Genomic DNA, 16232 nt, shown 5'->3' with positions numbered 1-16232 from the left:
TCACGAGGTCTCCGTGCTGATGGTCTTCTTCGTCGATGAACCATCTACCGGAGACCTCGCTACTTATCGATCACCGACGCGCCGGAATCTCATCGCCCACCACCGCCGACTTCGACACACGGCCTAGGGCGCCGAGCGCCACGAGCCCACCCGCCGCGCCGAGGCCGCCAAGCAGCCGAAGCGCGCCGCGCCTAGGAAGTTCTGCCCAGGGGGCGCTGGGTGTCACTTTCAACGTCGACAGCGCTCGTCGGAAGAAGCGCCGGGCGGCGGCGTCCCGGCGGGCCGAGACGAGCACGTCGACGACCTGCCCGTCCTGGTCGACCGCCCGGTACACGTACCGCCAGACACCGTTCACCTTGACGTAGGTCTCGTCCACGAACCACCTGTCGCCTGGCGAGTGGCGTGAGAATCGGGCGGCGTCGGCCAGCAGCGGCGTGAACCGCTGCACCCACCGGTAGACAGTGACGTGAACGGGCGAGAGCGGATCGATGGCTTCACTGCTCAAGCCTGCCTCGATCTTCCAACGCTCAATGCAACGGTGCCCTGTACCTCGGCAAGCAGGCCGATGCCACAGGTCCGGTGGCTTATGGTGAAAAACGGGGCGGCCGTTGCCGCCGCATGCTGGTGCGAGGAGGTCGCCCGATCAGGCCCCTTGGATCTTCACGTTGTCCAGCCGAAGGGTGGACCGATGGCCGCGAGAACGCCGCCGTACCGCGTGTTGACGCCGCGGAGCCGCTGTTCGGCGGTTCAGACCCGGCCATTTGCGCGGCTGACGGGTGCCGGCGCCGATACAACCGGCGGCGGAAGACCTGGCGTCGCCAGCTCTTGTGTTGCCTATGCCGGGACGCTCGCCGGGCCGGCTGCGAACACGCGCGACGTGGACCACTGTTGAGATGGACTGGGCCGGATGGGCGTTGTTCGGGTTGGTCGCCACCGTGGCGCTCACCGCGGCGCTGATCTCTGCTCAGCTGGCCGGCCTCACTCGCCTCGACCTTCCCCTGGTACTCGGGACCCTCGTCACCGAGGATCCCGACCGGGCCCGCGTCGTCGGGTTCTTCATCCACCTCTGTGCCGGTCAGGGCTTCGCCCTCGGTTACGCGGCCACGTTCGCCCTGCTGCACCGGGCCACCTGGTGGATCGGGGCGCTGCTCGGGACGCTCCACGTCGGGATCGCGCTGACGGTGATCCTGCCGCTGCTTCCGGGTGTCCACCCGCGCATGGCCTCGCAGCGGGCCGGCCCGGCCAGCACGGCCGTGCTGGAGCCGCCCGGCCTGTTCGCCCTCAACTACGGCGTCCAGACTCCCTCGGTCGCGGCTGTCGTCCACGTCATCTACGGGGTCGTCCTCGGACTGCTCCTCCAGGCCGACTGACCGTGCCGTACGACTCGTTGCCGCCGCAGGTAGCGCAGCATCGCCGCCTCCGAGTGTTGCTAAGCGATCGCCATGACCGGTGAGCCCGACACGAGGTGCCCTCGACCCCCGGCGCCGATCAGCGACTACGGGCTGCTGGGTGACACACGCACTGCTGCCCTGGTCGCGAGTGACGGCGGGATCGACTGGCTCTGCGTGCCCCGCTTCGACGGCGAGCCCCTGTTCGGTCGGCTGGTGGGGGGACCGGATGCGGGAATGTTCCGGGTCGGCCCGGCCGGACCGACCACGGTCGTCGAACGGCGTTACCGGCGGCACACCGCCACGCTGGAGACAACGTGGGCGGTGGGCAGCGGCCGCCTCACCCTCACCGAGGGGATGGTGGCCGAGGTCAGTGGCCGTCTGCTGCCCACGACACTGGTCGTGCGGCGTCTGTCGGCCGAGGAGGCAGCGGTCGACGCCGTCGTGGAGTTCGACCCCCGTCTCGGCGTACGACACCGTCGGCCCCGAGTCCACCACCGACGTCGGACCCTGTGTGAGTGGGGGTCGCTCGCGGTCTCTCTGGACAGCGCACCCGAGCTCGCCATCGAACCGGGTCGGCCTACCTCGATCACGGTCAGGCCAGGCCATCCGATCACCCTCGTGCTGGCCGTGGCCCACCGCGAACCGCTGATCCACGTCGAGCCGGCAGCAGCCTGGGACCTGCTCATCGAGGACGAAAACCGATGGCGGGGCTGGACCGCCGAAATCGACGAATCGCTACCCTTCCGGGAGCACGTCGTACGAAGCCTGCTGACCCTGCGGCTGCTGACCTACTCGCCCTCGCAAGCGCCGGTGGCCGCACCCACAACGTCGCTGCCCGAGGATCCCGGCGGGGTACGCAACTGGGACTACCGCTATGTCTGGCCCCGTGACGCCAGCATCGCCGTCAGTGCCTTCCTCAGCGTCGGCAAACCCGACGAAGCCCATGGTTTCCTCGCGTGGCTGCTGCACGCCAGCCGGCTGCAGCGGCCACGCCTGCCGGCACTGTTCACCCTGCACGGCCGCCACGTACCAGCCGAACGGGACCTGGGCGGCTGGCCCGGCTATCTCGACAGCGTCCCGGTTCGGGTCGGCAACGGCGCTGCGAGGCAGCACCAACTCGACGGCTACGGCTGGGTGGTCGATGCCGCCTGGGCGTTCGCGCAGGCGGGGCAGCGCCTTTATACCGAGACGTGGCGGGCGGTGCGTGGCTTCGCCGACGTGGTCGCCCGCCGCTGGCAGGAGCCCGACGCCGGCATCTGGGAGATCCGTGCACCCGCCCAACACGTACATTCCAAGCTGATGGGCTGGCTCGCCCTGGACCGGGCCCTGCGCATCGCCGACACCCACCCACTGTCGGACCGCCAACGTCGGCGCTGGCAGAAGGCCCGAGATGCGATTGCCGCCGAGGTCCGGACACGCGGATTCGATCCAACGATGGCCAGCTACGTCCGCAGCTACGGCTCCCAGGACCTCGACGCGGCCCTGCTCGTCCTGCCGCTGCTCGACATGGAAAACGTCGAGTCGCCCCGTGTGCGTGGCACCATCGACGCCATTCGGGACAGGCTTTCCGCCGGCGGTCCGCTCCTCTACCGCTACCCGCCCGGACGTGACGGCTTCCCCGGCACCGAAGGCGCGTTCCTACCCTGCTCATTCTGGCTCGTCCAAGCCCTCGCCCGTGCCGGGCGGCGCCTCGAGGCCGTAGAGCTGTTCCAGACCATGCTCGACTATGCCAGCCCACTCGGGCTCTACGCGGAAGAGCTGGACCCCGCGACCGGCGCCCACCTCGGCAACTACCCCCAGACGCTGACCCACGCCGCGCTCATCCAAGCCGCACTCGCCATACGAGACGCCCCCGCCATTGATCCTGGATCCGCCTGACGGCTGGGAAGAACGCCTTCACCAAGGACCTACATGGAGATCCCGGGCCTGGGCGGCGATCTACCGGATAAGCGAGTTAGACCTTGCGGTGGAGCGTCAGGCAGACCCCGACCGACCCGAACGGGTTCGCTGGATCGTGCCCGCCAGCGCCGTACCGATGACCTGCCCCCTCGCCACGGCGCCGGACCCCCCGCGGCCCTGGTCGCCGCCAGAGTGCTCACCACCGTGGCTGCCGAGCCCGCCACGGTGGTCACCGACCTTGCCCGGCGCCGTTGCACACCGCACGGCCGAATTTGCCGGTGGCCCCGGTGACGACAACGCGCCGGGGGAAAGCGGACTCGAGAACAGGATTGGCCATGGTCACATCCTTTCCTGCAGTACACCGCACCGCACGCGGCGGGACCGTCGCCTCACCTCCCGGCGGGTCGTCTCGTCGTACTGCTGAGCCATCCCCCGCCCGTGCGGGCGCGTTGGCTGGCCGGCGCTGGCGTCACGACGCCTGGGCCGCTGCCTGTGCTGAGAGCTCGGCGAAGGTGTCAGCCACCCAGTCCGCGATGAAGGTGCTGACGTGCGGCAGGTGGTCCAAGCCGATGTGCTCGGTCGCGCCCTCCTCCGGCGTGAACACCCGGAGCTCGCGCTTCGGGCTGTTGACCGCCTGCTCGTAGGAACGGTGCGCGTACTCCAAGGGAATCTGCCGGTCGTTGGCGCCGAGCGGCACCCCGGATTTCGGGCCGAACGTGAAGATCTTCGACCAGAGCACCCCGGTAGACCAGATCAACGCCTATCTCGGGAGCATCGCCGGTGAGGAGCAGTTCAGCACCAACCGGCACGCGGTGCTGTGCAAACCTGGCACCTACGGCAGCGCCGCCGGCGCGGGCAATCCCGCGACCGCCACCGGTATCCCGTCATCCCCGGTCGGCTACTACACCTCGATCGCCGGCCTGGCGCCTCGCCGCAGGACGTCGTCATCAACGGCTCCCTGCCCGTCGAGTGGGGCAACTTTCACGGGATGCCCAGCGCGTTGGACAGCTTCTGGCGCTCCCTCGGCAACCTCGCCGTCAATCCCATCCAGAGCGGCGAGCCCGCCCACACCATGAGCTGGCCTGTCTCCCAGGCGGCCCCTACGGCGGCTGAACGTTCAGTGCCGCACCCGACCAGGTCCGTCTACTCGATTCGGCCGGGCGAGGAGTTGGCGCGCTGGCTCGAGACCCCAGCTCACCGCGTCGTCCGATCCGAGAACGCAACAGCGCCCAGCGTGGGTCACCACCCGATTGCCAGTTCACCCTCCGGTGGATCAATGTCGCGACGCGTTGGAGATGGTCGGCCGGGTTTCCGCATCCGATGGGCGCCCGATGGCGGCAGCGATTCCGGGGTTGGCCATCGCGCCGTACATCTGCGCCACGTGGGCTGGCCCGTGCGGGAAGCCTTGGTTGACCCACCAGGTGAGGATGCCCAACAGTCCGGAGGTGTAGAACTCGGCCATTGCCTCGGCCGGGATCGGTGAGCCGCTGGCGGCCAGGTGCGGGGCGAGGTGCATGCGCAGGGCGTGGGCGACAAGAGTGTGCAGGTGTCCGTAGACGATGTTGCCGCCGTGGCGCCCGCACAACGCCCGGTAGACCCGGCGGTGCCGGTAGGCGTGCGCGAACACCGCGATTGAGGGCTGGCCCGGATCGTGCGGCTCGACACCAGGCGTCATCGCGTCGAGGTCACGCCGCAAATCGTCGCGCAGGTCGTCGAAGCACGACAGCAGCAGCGCCTCCTTGTCTCTGAAGTGGGCGTAGAAGGTGGACCGGCCGATGTCGGCGCGGTCGAGGATGTCCTGCACGGTGATCGCCTCGTAGCCCCGTTCGAGGATCAGATCGGTCAGGGCCTCGGTGAGGTTCCTGCGGGTGCGCCGCACGCGGCGGTCTCCCCCCTCCGTCATGATTCCCCCATTACGTTCTCGGACACTGTCACGGCTTCTGTTCCGTACCGCGCACGGGCGCGGTTTTGCCTGTTGACGCCGGATGCGGTCGCCGCCACATAATCGAACACAGTGTACAGAAACGAACTCGTTGTTCGGGAGGCTGCCATGGCTGATCTACCGCTCTACATCTGGGCGCTGGTGCTCATCGGCGTCATCGGCATTCCGGCCACCACCGCCATCGGGCTGTTCGGTTCGACGGTCGCCGCAGACGGGAACCGCCGTGCCGCCGGCATCGCTGCTGCGTGCTTCGCCGCGATCTGGGCGGGATGGATCGTCGTCAGCGCGTTCCTCGCCGGCGACGGCGCATATCACCAGTCCACGTCCCACAACCGCCCATGGATCGGCGTCGCCGCGGGTGGTGCGTTGGCCGCCGCACTCATCGGCACCACGATCCCGCCCGTGGGACAGGCACTGCGCTCACCCGGCTCGCTCGCCCGGCTCACCCTCCCGCACACATTCCGCGTGGTCGGCGCCGCCTTCATCACCGTCATGGCGCTCGGCAAGCTGCCGGCCGCGTTCGCCTTGCCCGCCGGCCTCGGTGACATCGCCATCGGTATCGCCGCCCCATTCATCGCCCGACGACTCGCCAGCGGCGACCGCACCGGCGCGACCTGGTTCAACATCCTGGGCATCCTCGACCTAGTCGTCGCGGTAAGCATCGGGTTCCTCGCCGGCCTCGGCCCCAACCGGCTGCTGGACATCTCCCCGTCGACCGCCGCCGTGGCGATGCTGCCACTGGCGCTCATCCCCACCACAGCGGTACCACTCGCGGTGGCACTGCACATCACGTCACTGATCCGTTTGCGCACCGCACCCATGGGAGCCCCACACACTCCGGCCCCTGCCGGCCTGACCGCCAAGGAGACTCCCGATGCAGCACACCCGTGAACGCATGCTCGGCCTCACCGGCCGCCCATTCCGCGGCATCCACACCCGCCTCCTCGCCGACGTCGCCGCCGCGAACCTCCCCCCGGGCACCCGCATCCTCGACGTGGGCACCGGACCGGGCAACATACCGATCGAACCGGCCACAACCGCACGCAAGTCACTAGGGAACTGGCGATCCACCGCCTTCCCGACGGTGCGGTGACGGATGAGGTCGCCGCCTATCACCGGCTTCCGCCACATCCCCAGGCACCGTCGGACCCCGAGGACGAGCCCTTCTGGGACTACCAGTGCGGCTTCGTCGACGAGCGCACGGTGATCGCGAGCACCGGCGAGAGCGAACAGGAGTACGGGCACCCGCGGCACTGGCTGATCGACACGGCGCAGGGGGACGTGCTCGGTCAGGTCGAGTACCCGATGCCCGTGTCGGGGGCCCCGATGGCGCTCGGTAACGCGGCATCTGACTCGGGTCCCGCTACCCGCGTAGCGACGCGGCCGCGGCGCTCAGTGCCTCTTCGATCGGTGTCGGTTCGATGCCGAAGGTTCGGGTGGCGAGGGTCGAGTCGATGACAAACGGCCGGGCGAACTGGTAGCGAGTGGTCCTCAGCTCGCGCACGAGCGGGGAGAAAAGCCCGACCGTCCACAGTGCTACGTATGGTATGGATGTCAGCTTTGGCGCGGGCGCGCCCGCAACCTCGCTGAACCGCAGCGCGAGTTCCCGGATGGTCAGGGGTGGGTTCGTCGGCACGTGCCAGGCCCGGCCCCAGGCCCGTGGCTCGGTGGCGACGGTGACCAGCGTTCTGGCCACGTCGGTGATCGACGTCCAGCTGTGCGGCACGTCCAGCGGTGCCGGAACGTATGCCCTTCTGCCGGCCAGCAGCGGCTTGCCCAACGCGATGGTGATGATCGAGTTCGCCTCGATGTAGTCGCTGGTCCGGACCTCGGTGGCCCGGATCCGGCCGGCCTCGTATCGAGCGAGGGCGTCGCGCCACATGTCGGCCCGGAGCCGCAGCTTCGGGTGGGTTGCCGCCAATGGCGTCGACTCTGTCATCGGCGCGGTGACGGGGCCATACCCGTACAGGTTGTTGGCCGTGGAGAGCACGGCGCCGCTTCGCTCGGCGGCGGTGAGCAGCGCGGACGCCAGCGGGGGCCAATCAGTGAGCCAGCGATGGTAGGGCGGGTTGGCGCAGTTGTAGATGGCGCTCGCGCCATCGGCGAGCCGGCCCAGGCGGTCCGCGTCGGTGGCGTCCGCGGCAACCCGCTCCACCCTGGCATGCACGGGACCCCCACCGCGGCGGGTCACGACACGGACCTGTTCACCCCGCTCGGCGAGCAGCAGCGCCGTCGCGGTGCCGACTGGGCCGGCGCCCACGATCACATGTAGCGACATCTCGTCTCCTTCGTCGGTGAGACCCTCCAAGACCCAGGCTCCACCGTCGGCCGGTCCCGCCGCCGATCACCCAGCGCCTTCGTCATCATCCTCGACCATGACGACCTCGCCACGACGCTGTGTAACCGTTGCCTCAGCCGCGCGGCTGAAACGGACCTTCTGCCCGCCTTTACCACGGTCTTCGAGATCGACCGCGCGGGGCGGCACCCGCACGCACGCCACCAGACCGGCCTTGCCGATGTCGATCGCGCACATCCGCGCGACCACCTGTACCGGCTCCTCCGTAATCTCCTCCACGACACCAACTTTCAGGACACGAGACTGATCAGGTGGTCGCCAGCAGGTACGGCGCGGGGAAAGACAGAGGCGGATGTTCGAACGCTTCGTGGCCTGGGGCCGTTCCGAAGGTCAATCCTGGACGGCCGGTAACCATGCGCTGTCGCCTGCCGAGGGCGAGGGCGCCTCCACACCGAGCTTGCCGCGAGCCTCCCCCGCACCTTGATCGCTTACGCAAGACATGCACGGACGCAACTCAGCTTCGAAGGTGACGCACCTTCCTCGCTGACCCGCACAGGATGAAGGAGGAGCCTTGAGTATCACCGCAGACAGGCCGGTCACAAGATCGCCGCAGACCCTCGCACCCTCGTCTCAGCCGACGCCCGAGCGTGCGGTCGGGCAGTTCCTCGTCTTCCTTAAGGCGTACGCCGACCGCGTGGACCAGCCCGACCTCGGGATGCTCCTGCCGACCGGCGAGTCCTACCGGGTCGTCCCGACCCGGCCGGTCGACGCCGTATGGCACGCCGCCCTCCAAATCAGTGCCCGTCAGCGATGCCGTCCCCGCCTCGTTCGGCGACCAGGCGGACCAGCCGCCGGAACTGGGCCGGCTGCAGACCGGTGAACGCGAAGATCAGCTCTGGGCGGGCTGCGGAGATCACCTGCACCCAGGCATCCTTGATGATCGTCCCCATCGGACAACACCGGGGTTACGAGACATCCCTTAAGGCACATGTCAAGGCCTACCAACTGTTGGGTACCGCCGCTCGATCATCTCTAGAGAACCGATCACTGCGGGCAGATAGGTTTGATCAAGTCCTTCGATGACGAAACTGAGCCTGTTACGCCCGCCAGGCCGATTGGCTGCTTCCCCAGCTATGGCAAGACGCCCGCCAGACACGACGTCAACCGCCAATCGAAGTACCCCTTCCATCGATTCCAGTACAGCCCGGCCCTTCAAGTCGTGATAGACCTGGCGAAGCGCACCCAGGAAAGCACTCAGCTCTTCAGCGCGCAGAGATGGCGCGATAGTCCCTTCAAAGCCATCGACCTTGATCCGAACAGGAGTGATGAGCCAGTTTCCGTCCCAGTAATCACTGGCGCCAACGTGCAGCCGGCCAAGGGCCTGAATTCGAACGAAATCCGCCTCAAGATTTCCAAGAACTACCTCTGGGAATCCTTCAGGCCCAGTCGCTGCCGCGCTGGACGTCGGGCCGATGCGGCTGTACGGCTACATCGCCACCAAGGACGAGTTGCTCGACCTGATGGTCGATGCGGTCCACGCCGAGATCCGGCCGGCCGGAGACGGTTGGCGAGAGGTGCTGCGCTCCCTTGCCGAAACCACCCGGCAGGCCGTTCACCAGCACGAATGGCTCGCCGACCTGCTCGGTGGGCGGCCCCAGCTCGGGCCGCACGCGCTGGCCAGGGGAGAGACTGTGGTGGCCGCAATGGGCGGCGTCGACGTGGACACCGTCATGCCGGTGGTCGACGCGGTCAATGCGTACGTGATCGGCGCGGTGCGCCGGGAGATCACCGAGCGGCGCGCCGAGCGGGCCACCGGGATGGACAAGAGGCAGTGGCAGTCCGCCTTCGGGCCTTATCTAGTGCGGACCTTCGCCAGTGGTCGATTCCCCGCGCTGGCCGCGGTCGTACGCGATGGCGCCCACCTGGACGCCGACCAGACGTTCCGGATGGGCCTCGACTTCCTCCTCGACGGCATCGAAGCCCGCATCTCAAGCTGACACGGCCGAAGGACCGGCCGCGATCGACGGCCGCAGGGCCCACCAGCATCCGCAGCCAGAAGTCGATCGCGGCGCCCTGCGCGCCCAGGCGCAACCCCGGCAGCCATCATCACCTGCTGCGGGGCCGCCGCGACGCGGAACTCCGACTGCCCTCTTTGTGCTGCGGAAACGTGGCGTCACCTCATAGCTCAACGCAGACATGCCAGCACGCTACAGAGAACCACCGACAATAGAACGTTCGTGATCTTCATCCGGAGTGGGCTCAACCTCTGCGACCACCTCAGCAGAGAAACACGGCCCGGGATCAAGAAAGCGACACGATCTTGAGAAAAGAGCAACGACAACATCGCGAGAGAACGAACCAATCACGCTGGTCAACGTCGTCATCGGCGACAAGAAGATTGAGAACCTACAACCGGGGGTAGGTTCTCACGTCTGATGGCGGCTTCTCACGATCTTGGCGGCCGGGTTGGCGGTCCCGCCATGATCATGAGAAGCGATGGGTGCGACGCTGACGGACCTCGATGTCAACGTAGCACCATGTAGTGCATGCTTGGAGACGGTGTCTCTACGAGCCCGCCGGCAGTGCTTCGGCTTCGGGCGTTCACACTGGAGGTCGACGCTGACGCTCGGCCTGATCGCCAAGAACGGCGTCAGCCCGGACGAGGCGCTGATCGGGGACGATGCCTACGGCATGCCGGGAAGCCGGACCGTGACGAGAAGACCGCCAGCGGGGCCGGGGACGAGCTCGAGGGTTCCGTCGTGGGCGCGGACGATGCTGTGCACGATGGCCAGGCCGAGGCCGACGCCTGCGTGTTCGTCGGTGCGTACGCGTTCCGTTCCGCGCTGGAAGGGTTCGGTGAGGGCCGGTACCAGCTCCGGTGGGAGCCGGTGGCCCGTGTTCTCGACCCGCAGCACGGTCGTGTCGCCGTGTACCTCGGTGCAGATCGTCACGGTGCCGCCGGCGGGAAGGTTGTGGACGATGGCGTTCTGGACGAGGTTCGTCACCATCCGCAACAGGAGCTCCGCCGAGCCGCTGGTCAGGGTCACCCCGCCGGTGACGTCGAGCGTGATCCGGCGCTGTTCGGCGAGGGGAAGCAGTGTTTCGGCCGCTTCTTCGGCGATGAGGGAGAGGTCGACGCTCTCGCGGGTGACGGTTCCGCGGTCGCCGCGGCTGAGCAGCAGAAGGGCTTCGGTGAGGTCGATCGCCCGGGTATTGACAGCGTGCAGGCGTTCGATGAGTTCGTCCCGGTCCCGCGTGGGGTCCTTGCGGGCGAGATCGAGGAGCGCCCGCGAGATCGCCAGCGGGGTGCGCAGTTCGTGGGAGGCGTTCGCGGCGAACCTCTGCTGCTCGGCGACGTGGGACTCGAGTTGTTCGAGCATCGTGTCGAACGCGTCGGAGAGTTCACGGAATTCGTCCTGGCGGCCCTTCGTGCGGATCCGGTGGGACAGCGACCCGGTCCCGGCCATCCGTGCCGCATCCGTGATCTGTGTCAGGGGTGCGAGCATCCGGCCGGCGAGGATCCATCCTCCGACGAGGCCGAACGCAAGAAGGAATGCCAGCACGGCGGCGGCCCTCGGAGCGAATACGTGCAGGAGGTTGGATCGGACGGGAAAAACACCATCAGCGGGGATGTCACTGGAGCCGGGGAGCATGAGCGCACGGTCGGGGACGTAACGCAGGAGGAACACCCACACCGTCGCGAGCAGCAGAACGCCGGCAAGCATGAGGAATCCTGCGTAGCTGAGGGTGAGTTTGACGCGAACGCTCAACCCCGGTTCCCTATCCACGCTCGCCTCCGGCCGCCGGTTGCGTGTCGATGCGGTAGCCGACGCCGGGCACGGTGGCGATGATCCATGGTTCGCCGAGCCGTTTGCGCAGTGCGGAGACGGTGATGCGCACGGCGTTGGTGAAGGGGTTGGTGTTCTCGTCCCAGGCCTGTTCCAGCAGCTCTTCGGCGCTGACGATCCCGCCCTCGGCGGCGACGAGGACTTCCAGCACGGCGAACTGTTTGCGGGTGAGTGCGACGTAGCGTTCGTCGCGGAAGACCTCCCGGCGGAAGGGGTCGAGCCGCAGGCCTGCGATCTCGCGGACCGGGGGCCGGGCGTACGCGCGTCTGCGGTCGAGCGCCCTCAGCCGCAGGACGAGCTCCCGCAGCTCGAACGGTTTGGTGAGGTAGTCGTCGGCGCCGAGCTCGAAGCCGGAAGCCTTGTCGTCGATCCGGTCGGCGGCGGTGAGCATGAGGATCGGGATGCCGCTGCCGGAGGCGACGATGCGCCGGGCGACCTCGTCTCCGGAGGGGCCGGGAATGTCGCGGTCGAGGACCGCGAGGTCGTAGGAGTTGACGCTGAGCAGTTCCAAGGCAGAGTCGCCGTCGCCGGCGATGTCGGCGGCAATCGCCTCCAGCCGCAGACCGTCACGGACGGCCTCGGCCAGGTAGGGCTCGTCCTCCACGATCAGTACGCGCATGCCTGAAGCCTATGATCAGCGCAAAATACCGTTGATACGTGCATACTGGACACGCGACTCAGTCCGCCGATGCCAGCGCGGGACGAGGCTGGTCCGACGGCACCTCCGCCGCAGTGCTCCACCAGCGGCGCGACGCCAGCCCGGCCAGCACAGCGCCGGCGGCGTTGACCAGTACGTCATCGACGGAGGACACCCGGTCCAGCCGCAGGACGTACTGTGCGATTTCGACCAGGACCGAGCAGCCTGCCCCGAGCGCCAGGATCCGCGGCACGGACGCCAGCGCCGCGAACCGGATCGGGGCGAAGAACCCCAGCGCCGCGAAGATCAGCAGGTTGCCGCCGATCCCGACCGGCCCCATCGTGACCAGATCTTGCAGCGGGACCAGACTCACCCGACCGGGGACGATGCCGGCCCCCGGCCCCGGCATCATGGTGATCCATACGAGCGGCACCGTCCCGTAGACCATGCCCACCTCGGCCAGCGACATCCGCCACGCCGAGGTGACGCCGGCGGCACGCCGACGGCGCGCCAGAGCCCACACCACCAGAGCGGCCAACGGCAGCCCGACCAGCATCATGAGCAGCACACCGTTCTCCGTATCGAAGCAGCCGTGCCACCGCCCGGCCATGCACCTCGGAGCGGACATCATGAGCGGCCGCCGCACGGCGAACGCCACGCCCGCCAGGCCGAGGATCGCCAGGCTGACGAGCACGATCCGGCGCGTGCGGCGGGGCGGCGCTGCCAGGGATGCACTCTGCTTCATGCCTTTATTACAGACGGAGGGCCGTTGCAGTGGCGTATGCAGTTTTGGATACGTCCGCGATACACGGAATCCCCGGCGTCGTAGCCCGGCACCTCGGCCTCGACCAGGGCCTGCAGCCGGCTGTCGACATCGACGGGCAACCGGTCCACGACCCGGACGGTCAGCGCTTGCTCGGCCTGGTGCAGCGCGAAGCGCACGCCACGCGGCGTCACGACCACCCTCGAGTAGTGGACGCCTGCCGGGCTCAGGTGATTCCTTCTCTTCGCGTCGGCCGCTGGACCACCTCAGCCACCCGAACCCTCACCGGGCGAGGCTCCGGTGATGGCCTGCATTTCCTGCCCGATCATGTCCTGCAGCCCCACGCCGTCGGAGTCGCGGTTGCTGAGGATGACGCCGACCCAGCCGGTGTCCGGGTAGATGCTCCAGTTGGCGCCGACACCGGGGTTGCCACCGGCGCTGGAACATCCACTGGCCGTTGATGATGTCGATCGCGATCCCGTACGCCCCGAACGACGCCGGCCCGTGGGGGATCTTGGCTGCGGTGAGCACGTCGGCCCAGGGCCGGTCCAGCACCGTGCCGTCGCTCAGCGCGTGCGCGAACCGGACCAGATCCCGCGCGGTGGCGAAGCCACCGTCCCCGGGGGCATCGATGAAGGCGCGGCCCGGGTTCTTGCCGAGTACGTACGGGTACGGGCTGCCCTTGTCCAGGTTGCGGAGGGCGTCCACCACGCTGCCGTCGGCCAGCTTCATGTACGGGTGCGCGATGTGCTTGTCGGTGAGCCACTGCGGCCTGGTGTAGAACGCCGAGCCGGTCATGCCGCAACGCTTGAAGATGTTCTCCTGGACGTAGTCCCAGTACGTCGTGCCGGCCACGGCCTCCATGATCAGCGCGGAAATGGTGACCTCCGCCTCCGCGTGGGCGGTGTCGGGAGTGCCCGGGACGCCCACCAGTTTCGCCTGCCGGGCCCGCTGCTCGTAGTACTCGTGCACCTCGTCCCGGCTCTGGAAGATGCGTTGCACGTCCTCATCCGGGATGTCTAGCCCGGAGGTGCCGGACAGCAGGTGGTGGATGTTCACCTGGTCGGCGATGTCCTTGCCGAAGCCGAGGCGGATCTCCCGAATGTCGGCACATGCCTGACTCGACGCTGGACCTCGTACGCCGAGGTGCGCCTCAAGAAACCGGTCGGTGGCGTGCACGAGGCCGCCGGGCAGCGGGACGCGGTCAGCCGCGCAGTCGCACGCGATAAACCCGGTGACGTCGGTGGTCATCCCCGCGAAAATGGCCGGCGTGGAAGAGGTCGAGGTCGTCGTCGCCCATCACGAACGCGCGACCCTGCGCGTCGGCGACGTGTTCCTGAAGATCGACGCTGATCAGACGCGCACCGACGTCGAGGTCGAGGCGATGGCCATGGCGCCGATCCCGACTCCGGAGGTGCTGTGGCGGAAGCCGCCCGTGCTCGCGCTCGCCGCCCTCCCAGGGACGGCACTCGGCCGCCTCGGCGAGCCGTCGACCGCGTCGCCGGCGGCGTGGGCCGCGGCGGGTGCCGCCGCACGGATGCTGCACGACGCGCCGCTGCCGCCATGGCCCGGTCGGAGCCTCGACGAGTTGGCATCGCACCTCGACGGGGAATGCGAGTGGCTCGTCACGAACGGCGTCCTTCCCACCGACTTGGTCACGCGCAACCGCCGGGTTGCCGAGGCTGCGCTCCGGCCCTGGGCACCGGTGTTCACGCACGGCGACCTGCAGGTCACCCACGTGTTCGTCGACACTGACGAAATCACCGGCGTGATCGACTGGTCCGAGGCGAGCCAGGGCGATGCCCTGTTCGACCTCGCCACCTTGACGCTCGGACACGAGGAGCACCTCAGCGACGTCGTCGCCGGCTACGGCACCGACGTCGACCTCGACGTGATCCGCGCGTGGTGGTCGTTGCGAAGCCTGCTGGCGGTCCGCTGGCTGGTCGAGCACGGCTTCGACCCGTCCTCGCCAGGCTGCGAGGTCGACGTGCTGAGATCTCGGCTGTGAGGCTGCACGAGCCCGACGGCCACGAGTGCCGTTCTGCCGCATCGAGCGGGCCATCTCCTGAAGCGCGTCGTCTGCCGGACCGACGAGGTCATGGTCCTCGAAGATCGCGGGCGGCCGGTCGGCGACATCGGAAGCCGGCGCACGACTTGACCGGACCTATGCCGACGTCCGGTTCGGCGGGGACTTCGGGCCGGTCACCGCATCAACGCCGACGCAACGAGAGGCTCAGTGGCCACCCGATCATCCGGCCGGCATGACGGCGGCCGATTTCGCCTGACCGGTCTGGCCGAACACGAATCGTGGCCGGCTTCATCCCGCTCGACCTCCTGCCGTTGCACCTCGCGCCACCTCCGCGACAAGACCGGCCGGTCTCGATGAGCACCGCCTCAGCCGCACACAAGCGACGCGCCCGACATTGGAGGTGAGCGGCTACCGCCGGGCAGCCGGGAGCGCGGTCCGCGCCAGAAGAGGGCGCCGACCCTGACGGCTGCGACCTCGGTGGCGTGAACACTGGGCCAGGCGTGAGGATGCGTCCATGGCCCATGATCCGTTGCTCGCTCGGGCTCGGGAGCTCTGGCTCGAGATGGCTGGCGTTCCGATGGCCTTCCCCGCTGACGGCGGCGTTGAAGTAGCCGTCTCGGCCAGATCGCTGCTCTGTCCACCGGGCTGGGTCGGGATCGTCGCGTTGGGCGACGCCGCCATCGTCACCGTGCCGGCAGGCAGTTGGGCCGGGATCGTGCGCAAGGTGCTGCACGGGTTGCCCCTCGAGGTTCTGACCGATTCTGACCGGCTGCGCGCCGTCCTGCCGGTCGCCGAGGTGCTGGGTCCGGCGAGCCTGGCCTATCTCGATGAGTGCGACTTCCAGCCGGCCGGACTCGATACTGTGGATGTGGTCCCTGGAGAACATGCCGATCTCGCCACGCTTCTGGCCTCTGTCACGGCGGACGACGCCGACGAATGCGGGTTGGCCGACATCACCTCCCACGCGTTCGTGGTGCGCCGCGGGAATCACGTTGTCGCGGCGGCTGGCTACCGACGCTGGCCGGGACTGGTGGCCCACATGTGCGTACTTACTAAGCCGAATCAACGTGGGCGCGGGCTGGCGCGTGCCGTTGCCTCCGTAGCAGTCGCGGAGGGTTTGGCGAACCATCTGCTGCCGCAGTGGCGGGCTCGACCCGACCCGTCGCGCCGAGTGGCGCGGGCGCTGGGATTCCGTCAGCTTGGCGCTCAGCTGAGCATCCGGATCGGAGCCTGAGCCCCAAACGCCAGTTCGCCGGCGGCGCGGACGGCCGTGCCGAACGCAGCGCGAGTCGCGCGATCAGCGGCAGACATCCTATGTTTTTCGTTGTCAAGAACTGGGGTGGAGATGGGCCCAGGCAGTTGTCTCGTCGTAGGCGGCGCCGGTCTTGAGGCAGCCGTGCAGGATGCCGACGAGGCGATTGCCGAGT

The 16232-nt window shown here is 68.4% G+C and carries 18 protein-coding genes and 1 pseudogene; 7 read left to right on the top strand and 12 right to left on the bottom strand.

Translation table 11 applies throughout. The features are described 5' to 3' along the window. Positions 1–70: 70 nt before the first annotated feature. Positions 71–574 carry a DDE-type integrase/transposase/recombinase gene (locus DKL51_RS37415; protein WP_423790650.1) on the bottom strand — a complete coding sequence of 168 codons (504 nt, stop codon included), beginning with the start codon at positions 572–574 and terminating at the stop codon, positions 71–73. A gap of 319 nt (positions 575–893) precedes the next feature. Between DKL51_RS37415 and DKL51_RS05630 the strand changes: the two genes are divergently transcribed. Continuing rightward, positions 894–1370: a hypothetical protein gene (locus tag DKL51_RS05630; protein ID WP_109943734.1), complete on the top strand. Its 477-nt coding sequence runs from the start codon at positions 894–896 to the stop codon at positions 1368–1370. A gap of 72 nt (positions 1371–1442) precedes the next feature. Next, positions 1443–3269, top strand: a complete 1827-nt coding sequence (locus tag DKL51_RS05625; protein ID WP_109943733.1) for a glycoside hydrolase family 15 protein — start codon at positions 1443–1445, stop codon at positions 3267–3269. Between the two features lie 490 nt (positions 3270–3759). On the opposite strand, the gene DKL51_RS05620 is transcribed toward DKL51_RS05625, so the two are convergent. Continuing rightward, on the bottom strand, positions 3760–4047 hold the full coding sequence (locus DKL51_RS05620; RefSeq protein ID WP_243422282.1) for a hypothetical protein: 288 nt from the start codon (positions 4045–4047) through the stop codon (positions 3760–3762). Between the two features lie 516 nt (positions 4048–4563). Further along, entirely contained in the window at positions 4564–5169 is a 606-nt protein-coding gene (locus DKL51_RS34755) for a TetR/AcrR family transcriptional regulator (protein ID WP_207783765.1), read from the bottom strand. Between the two features lie 171 nt (positions 5170–5340). On the opposite strand from DKL51_RS34755, the gene DKL51_RS05610 reads away from it, so the two are divergent. Next, positions 5341–6123, top strand: coding sequence for a DUF8737 domain-containing protein (locus DKL51_RS05610; RefSeq protein WP_109943731.1), 783 nt, complete (start codon positions 5341–5343; stop codon positions 6121–6123). Continuing rightward, a complete protein-coding gene (locus tag DKL51_RS05605) occupies positions 6107–6325 on the top strand; it encodes a hypothetical protein (RefSeq protein ID WP_109943730.1) in 219 nt (72 codons plus the stop codon). Before DKL51_RS05610 ends, DKL51_RS05605 begins: the two co-directional genes overlap by 17 nt. Positions 6326–6595: 270 nt before the next feature. Here the strand turns inward: DKL51_RS05605 and DKL51_RS05600 are convergent, their stop codons facing one another. The 4 genes and pseudogenes from DKL51_RS05600 to DKL51_RS37410 all read right to left on the bottom strand — a co-directional run bounded on the left by DKL51_RS05600 (position 6596) and on the right by DKL51_RS37410 (position 9002). Continuing rightward, entirely contained in the window at positions 6596–7510 is a 915-nt protein-coding gene (locus DKL51_RS05600; protein WP_109943729.1) for an NAD-dependent epimerase/dehydratase family protein, read from the bottom strand. A gap of 66 nt (positions 7511–7576) precedes the next feature. Further along, complete coding sequence (locus DKL51_RS05595) at positions 7577–7807, bottom strand: hypothetical protein (protein WP_109943728.1); 231 nt, start codon at positions 7805–7807, stop codon at positions 7577–7579. 521 nt (positions 7808–8328) lie between these two features. Further along, positions 8329–8451, bottom strand: a pseudogene (locus DKL51_RS05585) (IS5/IS1182 family transposase); the annotation flags it as partial. Between the two features lie 68 nt (positions 8452–8519). After that, the gene (locus DKL51_RS37410) at positions 8520–9002 is read right to left on the bottom strand and encodes a WapI family immunity protein (RefSeq protein ID WP_423790649.1); all 483 of its coding nucleotides are present in this window, start codon (positions 9000–9002) and stop codon (positions 8520–8522) included. Between DKL51_RS37410 and DKL51_RS05575 the strand changes: the two genes are divergently transcribed. Next, positions 9001–9525 carry a TetR/AcrR family transcriptional regulator C-terminal domain-containing protein gene (locus DKL51_RS05575; RefSeq protein WP_109943726.1) on the top strand — a complete coding sequence of 175 codons (525 nt, stop codon included), beginning with the start codon at positions 9001–9003 and terminating at the stop codon, positions 9523–9525. The two genes, DKL51_RS37410 and DKL51_RS05575, sit on opposite strands and share 2 nt — an antisense overlap. 687 nt (positions 9526–10212) lie before the next feature. Here the strand turns inward: DKL51_RS05575 and DKL51_RS05570 are convergent. From DKL51_RS05570 to DKL51_RS05550, 5 genes are all read right to left on the bottom strand, one after another. Continuing rightward, a complete protein-coding gene (locus DKL51_RS05570) occupies positions 10213–11298 on the bottom strand; it encodes a sensor histidine kinase (RefSeq protein ID WP_279306374.1) in 1086 nt (361 codons plus the stop codon). 10 nt (positions 11299–11308) lie between these two features. Then, positions 11309–11995 carry a response regulator transcription factor gene (locus DKL51_RS05565; RefSeq protein ID WP_109943724.1) on the bottom strand — a complete coding sequence of 229 codons (687 nt, stop codon included), beginning with the start codon at positions 11993–11995 and terminating at the stop codon, positions 11309–11311. 58 nt (positions 11996–12053) lie between these two features. Beyond that, on the bottom strand, positions 12054–12758 hold the full coding sequence (locus tag DKL51_RS05560) for a VanZ family protein (RefSeq protein ID WP_109943723.1): 705 nt from the start codon (positions 12756–12758) through the stop codon (positions 12054–12056). Further along, complete coding sequence (locus DKL51_RS05555) at positions 12755–12976, bottom strand: hypothetical protein (RefSeq protein ID WP_109943722.1); 222 nt, start codon at positions 12974–12976, stop codon at positions 12755–12757. Before DKL51_RS05555 ends, DKL51_RS05560 begins: the two co-directional genes overlap by 4 nt. A gap of 82 nt (positions 12977–13058) precedes the next feature. Further along, a complete protein-coding gene (locus DKL51_RS05550; RefSeq protein ID WP_243422280.1) occupies positions 13059–14027 on the bottom strand; it encodes a serine hydrolase domain-containing protein in 969 nt (322 codons plus the stop codon). On the opposite strand from DKL51_RS05550, the gene DKL51_RS05545 reads away from it, so the two are divergent. Further along, entirely contained in the window at positions 14011–14784 is a 774-nt protein-coding gene (locus tag DKL51_RS05545) for a phosphotransferase family protein (protein ID WP_243420740.1), read from the top strand. The genes DKL51_RS05550 and DKL51_RS05545 overlap by 17 nt on opposite strands. Before the next feature lie 535 nt (positions 14785–15319). Continuing rightward, positions 15320–16039, top strand: coding sequence for a GNAT family N-acetyltransferase (locus DKL51_RS05540; protein WP_109943721.1), 720 nt, complete (start codon positions 15320–15322; stop codon positions 16037–16039). The last annotated feature ends 193 nt before the right edge of the window (positions 16040–16232 follow it).

The sequence above is a fragment of the Micromonospora globispora genome (assembly GCF_003857015.1).
Lineage (GTDB): Bacteria > Actinomycetota > Actinomycetes > Mycobacteriales > Micromonosporaceae > Micromonospora > Micromonospora globispora.
This window is presented reverse-complemented; position numbering and strand designations above follow the sequence as displayed.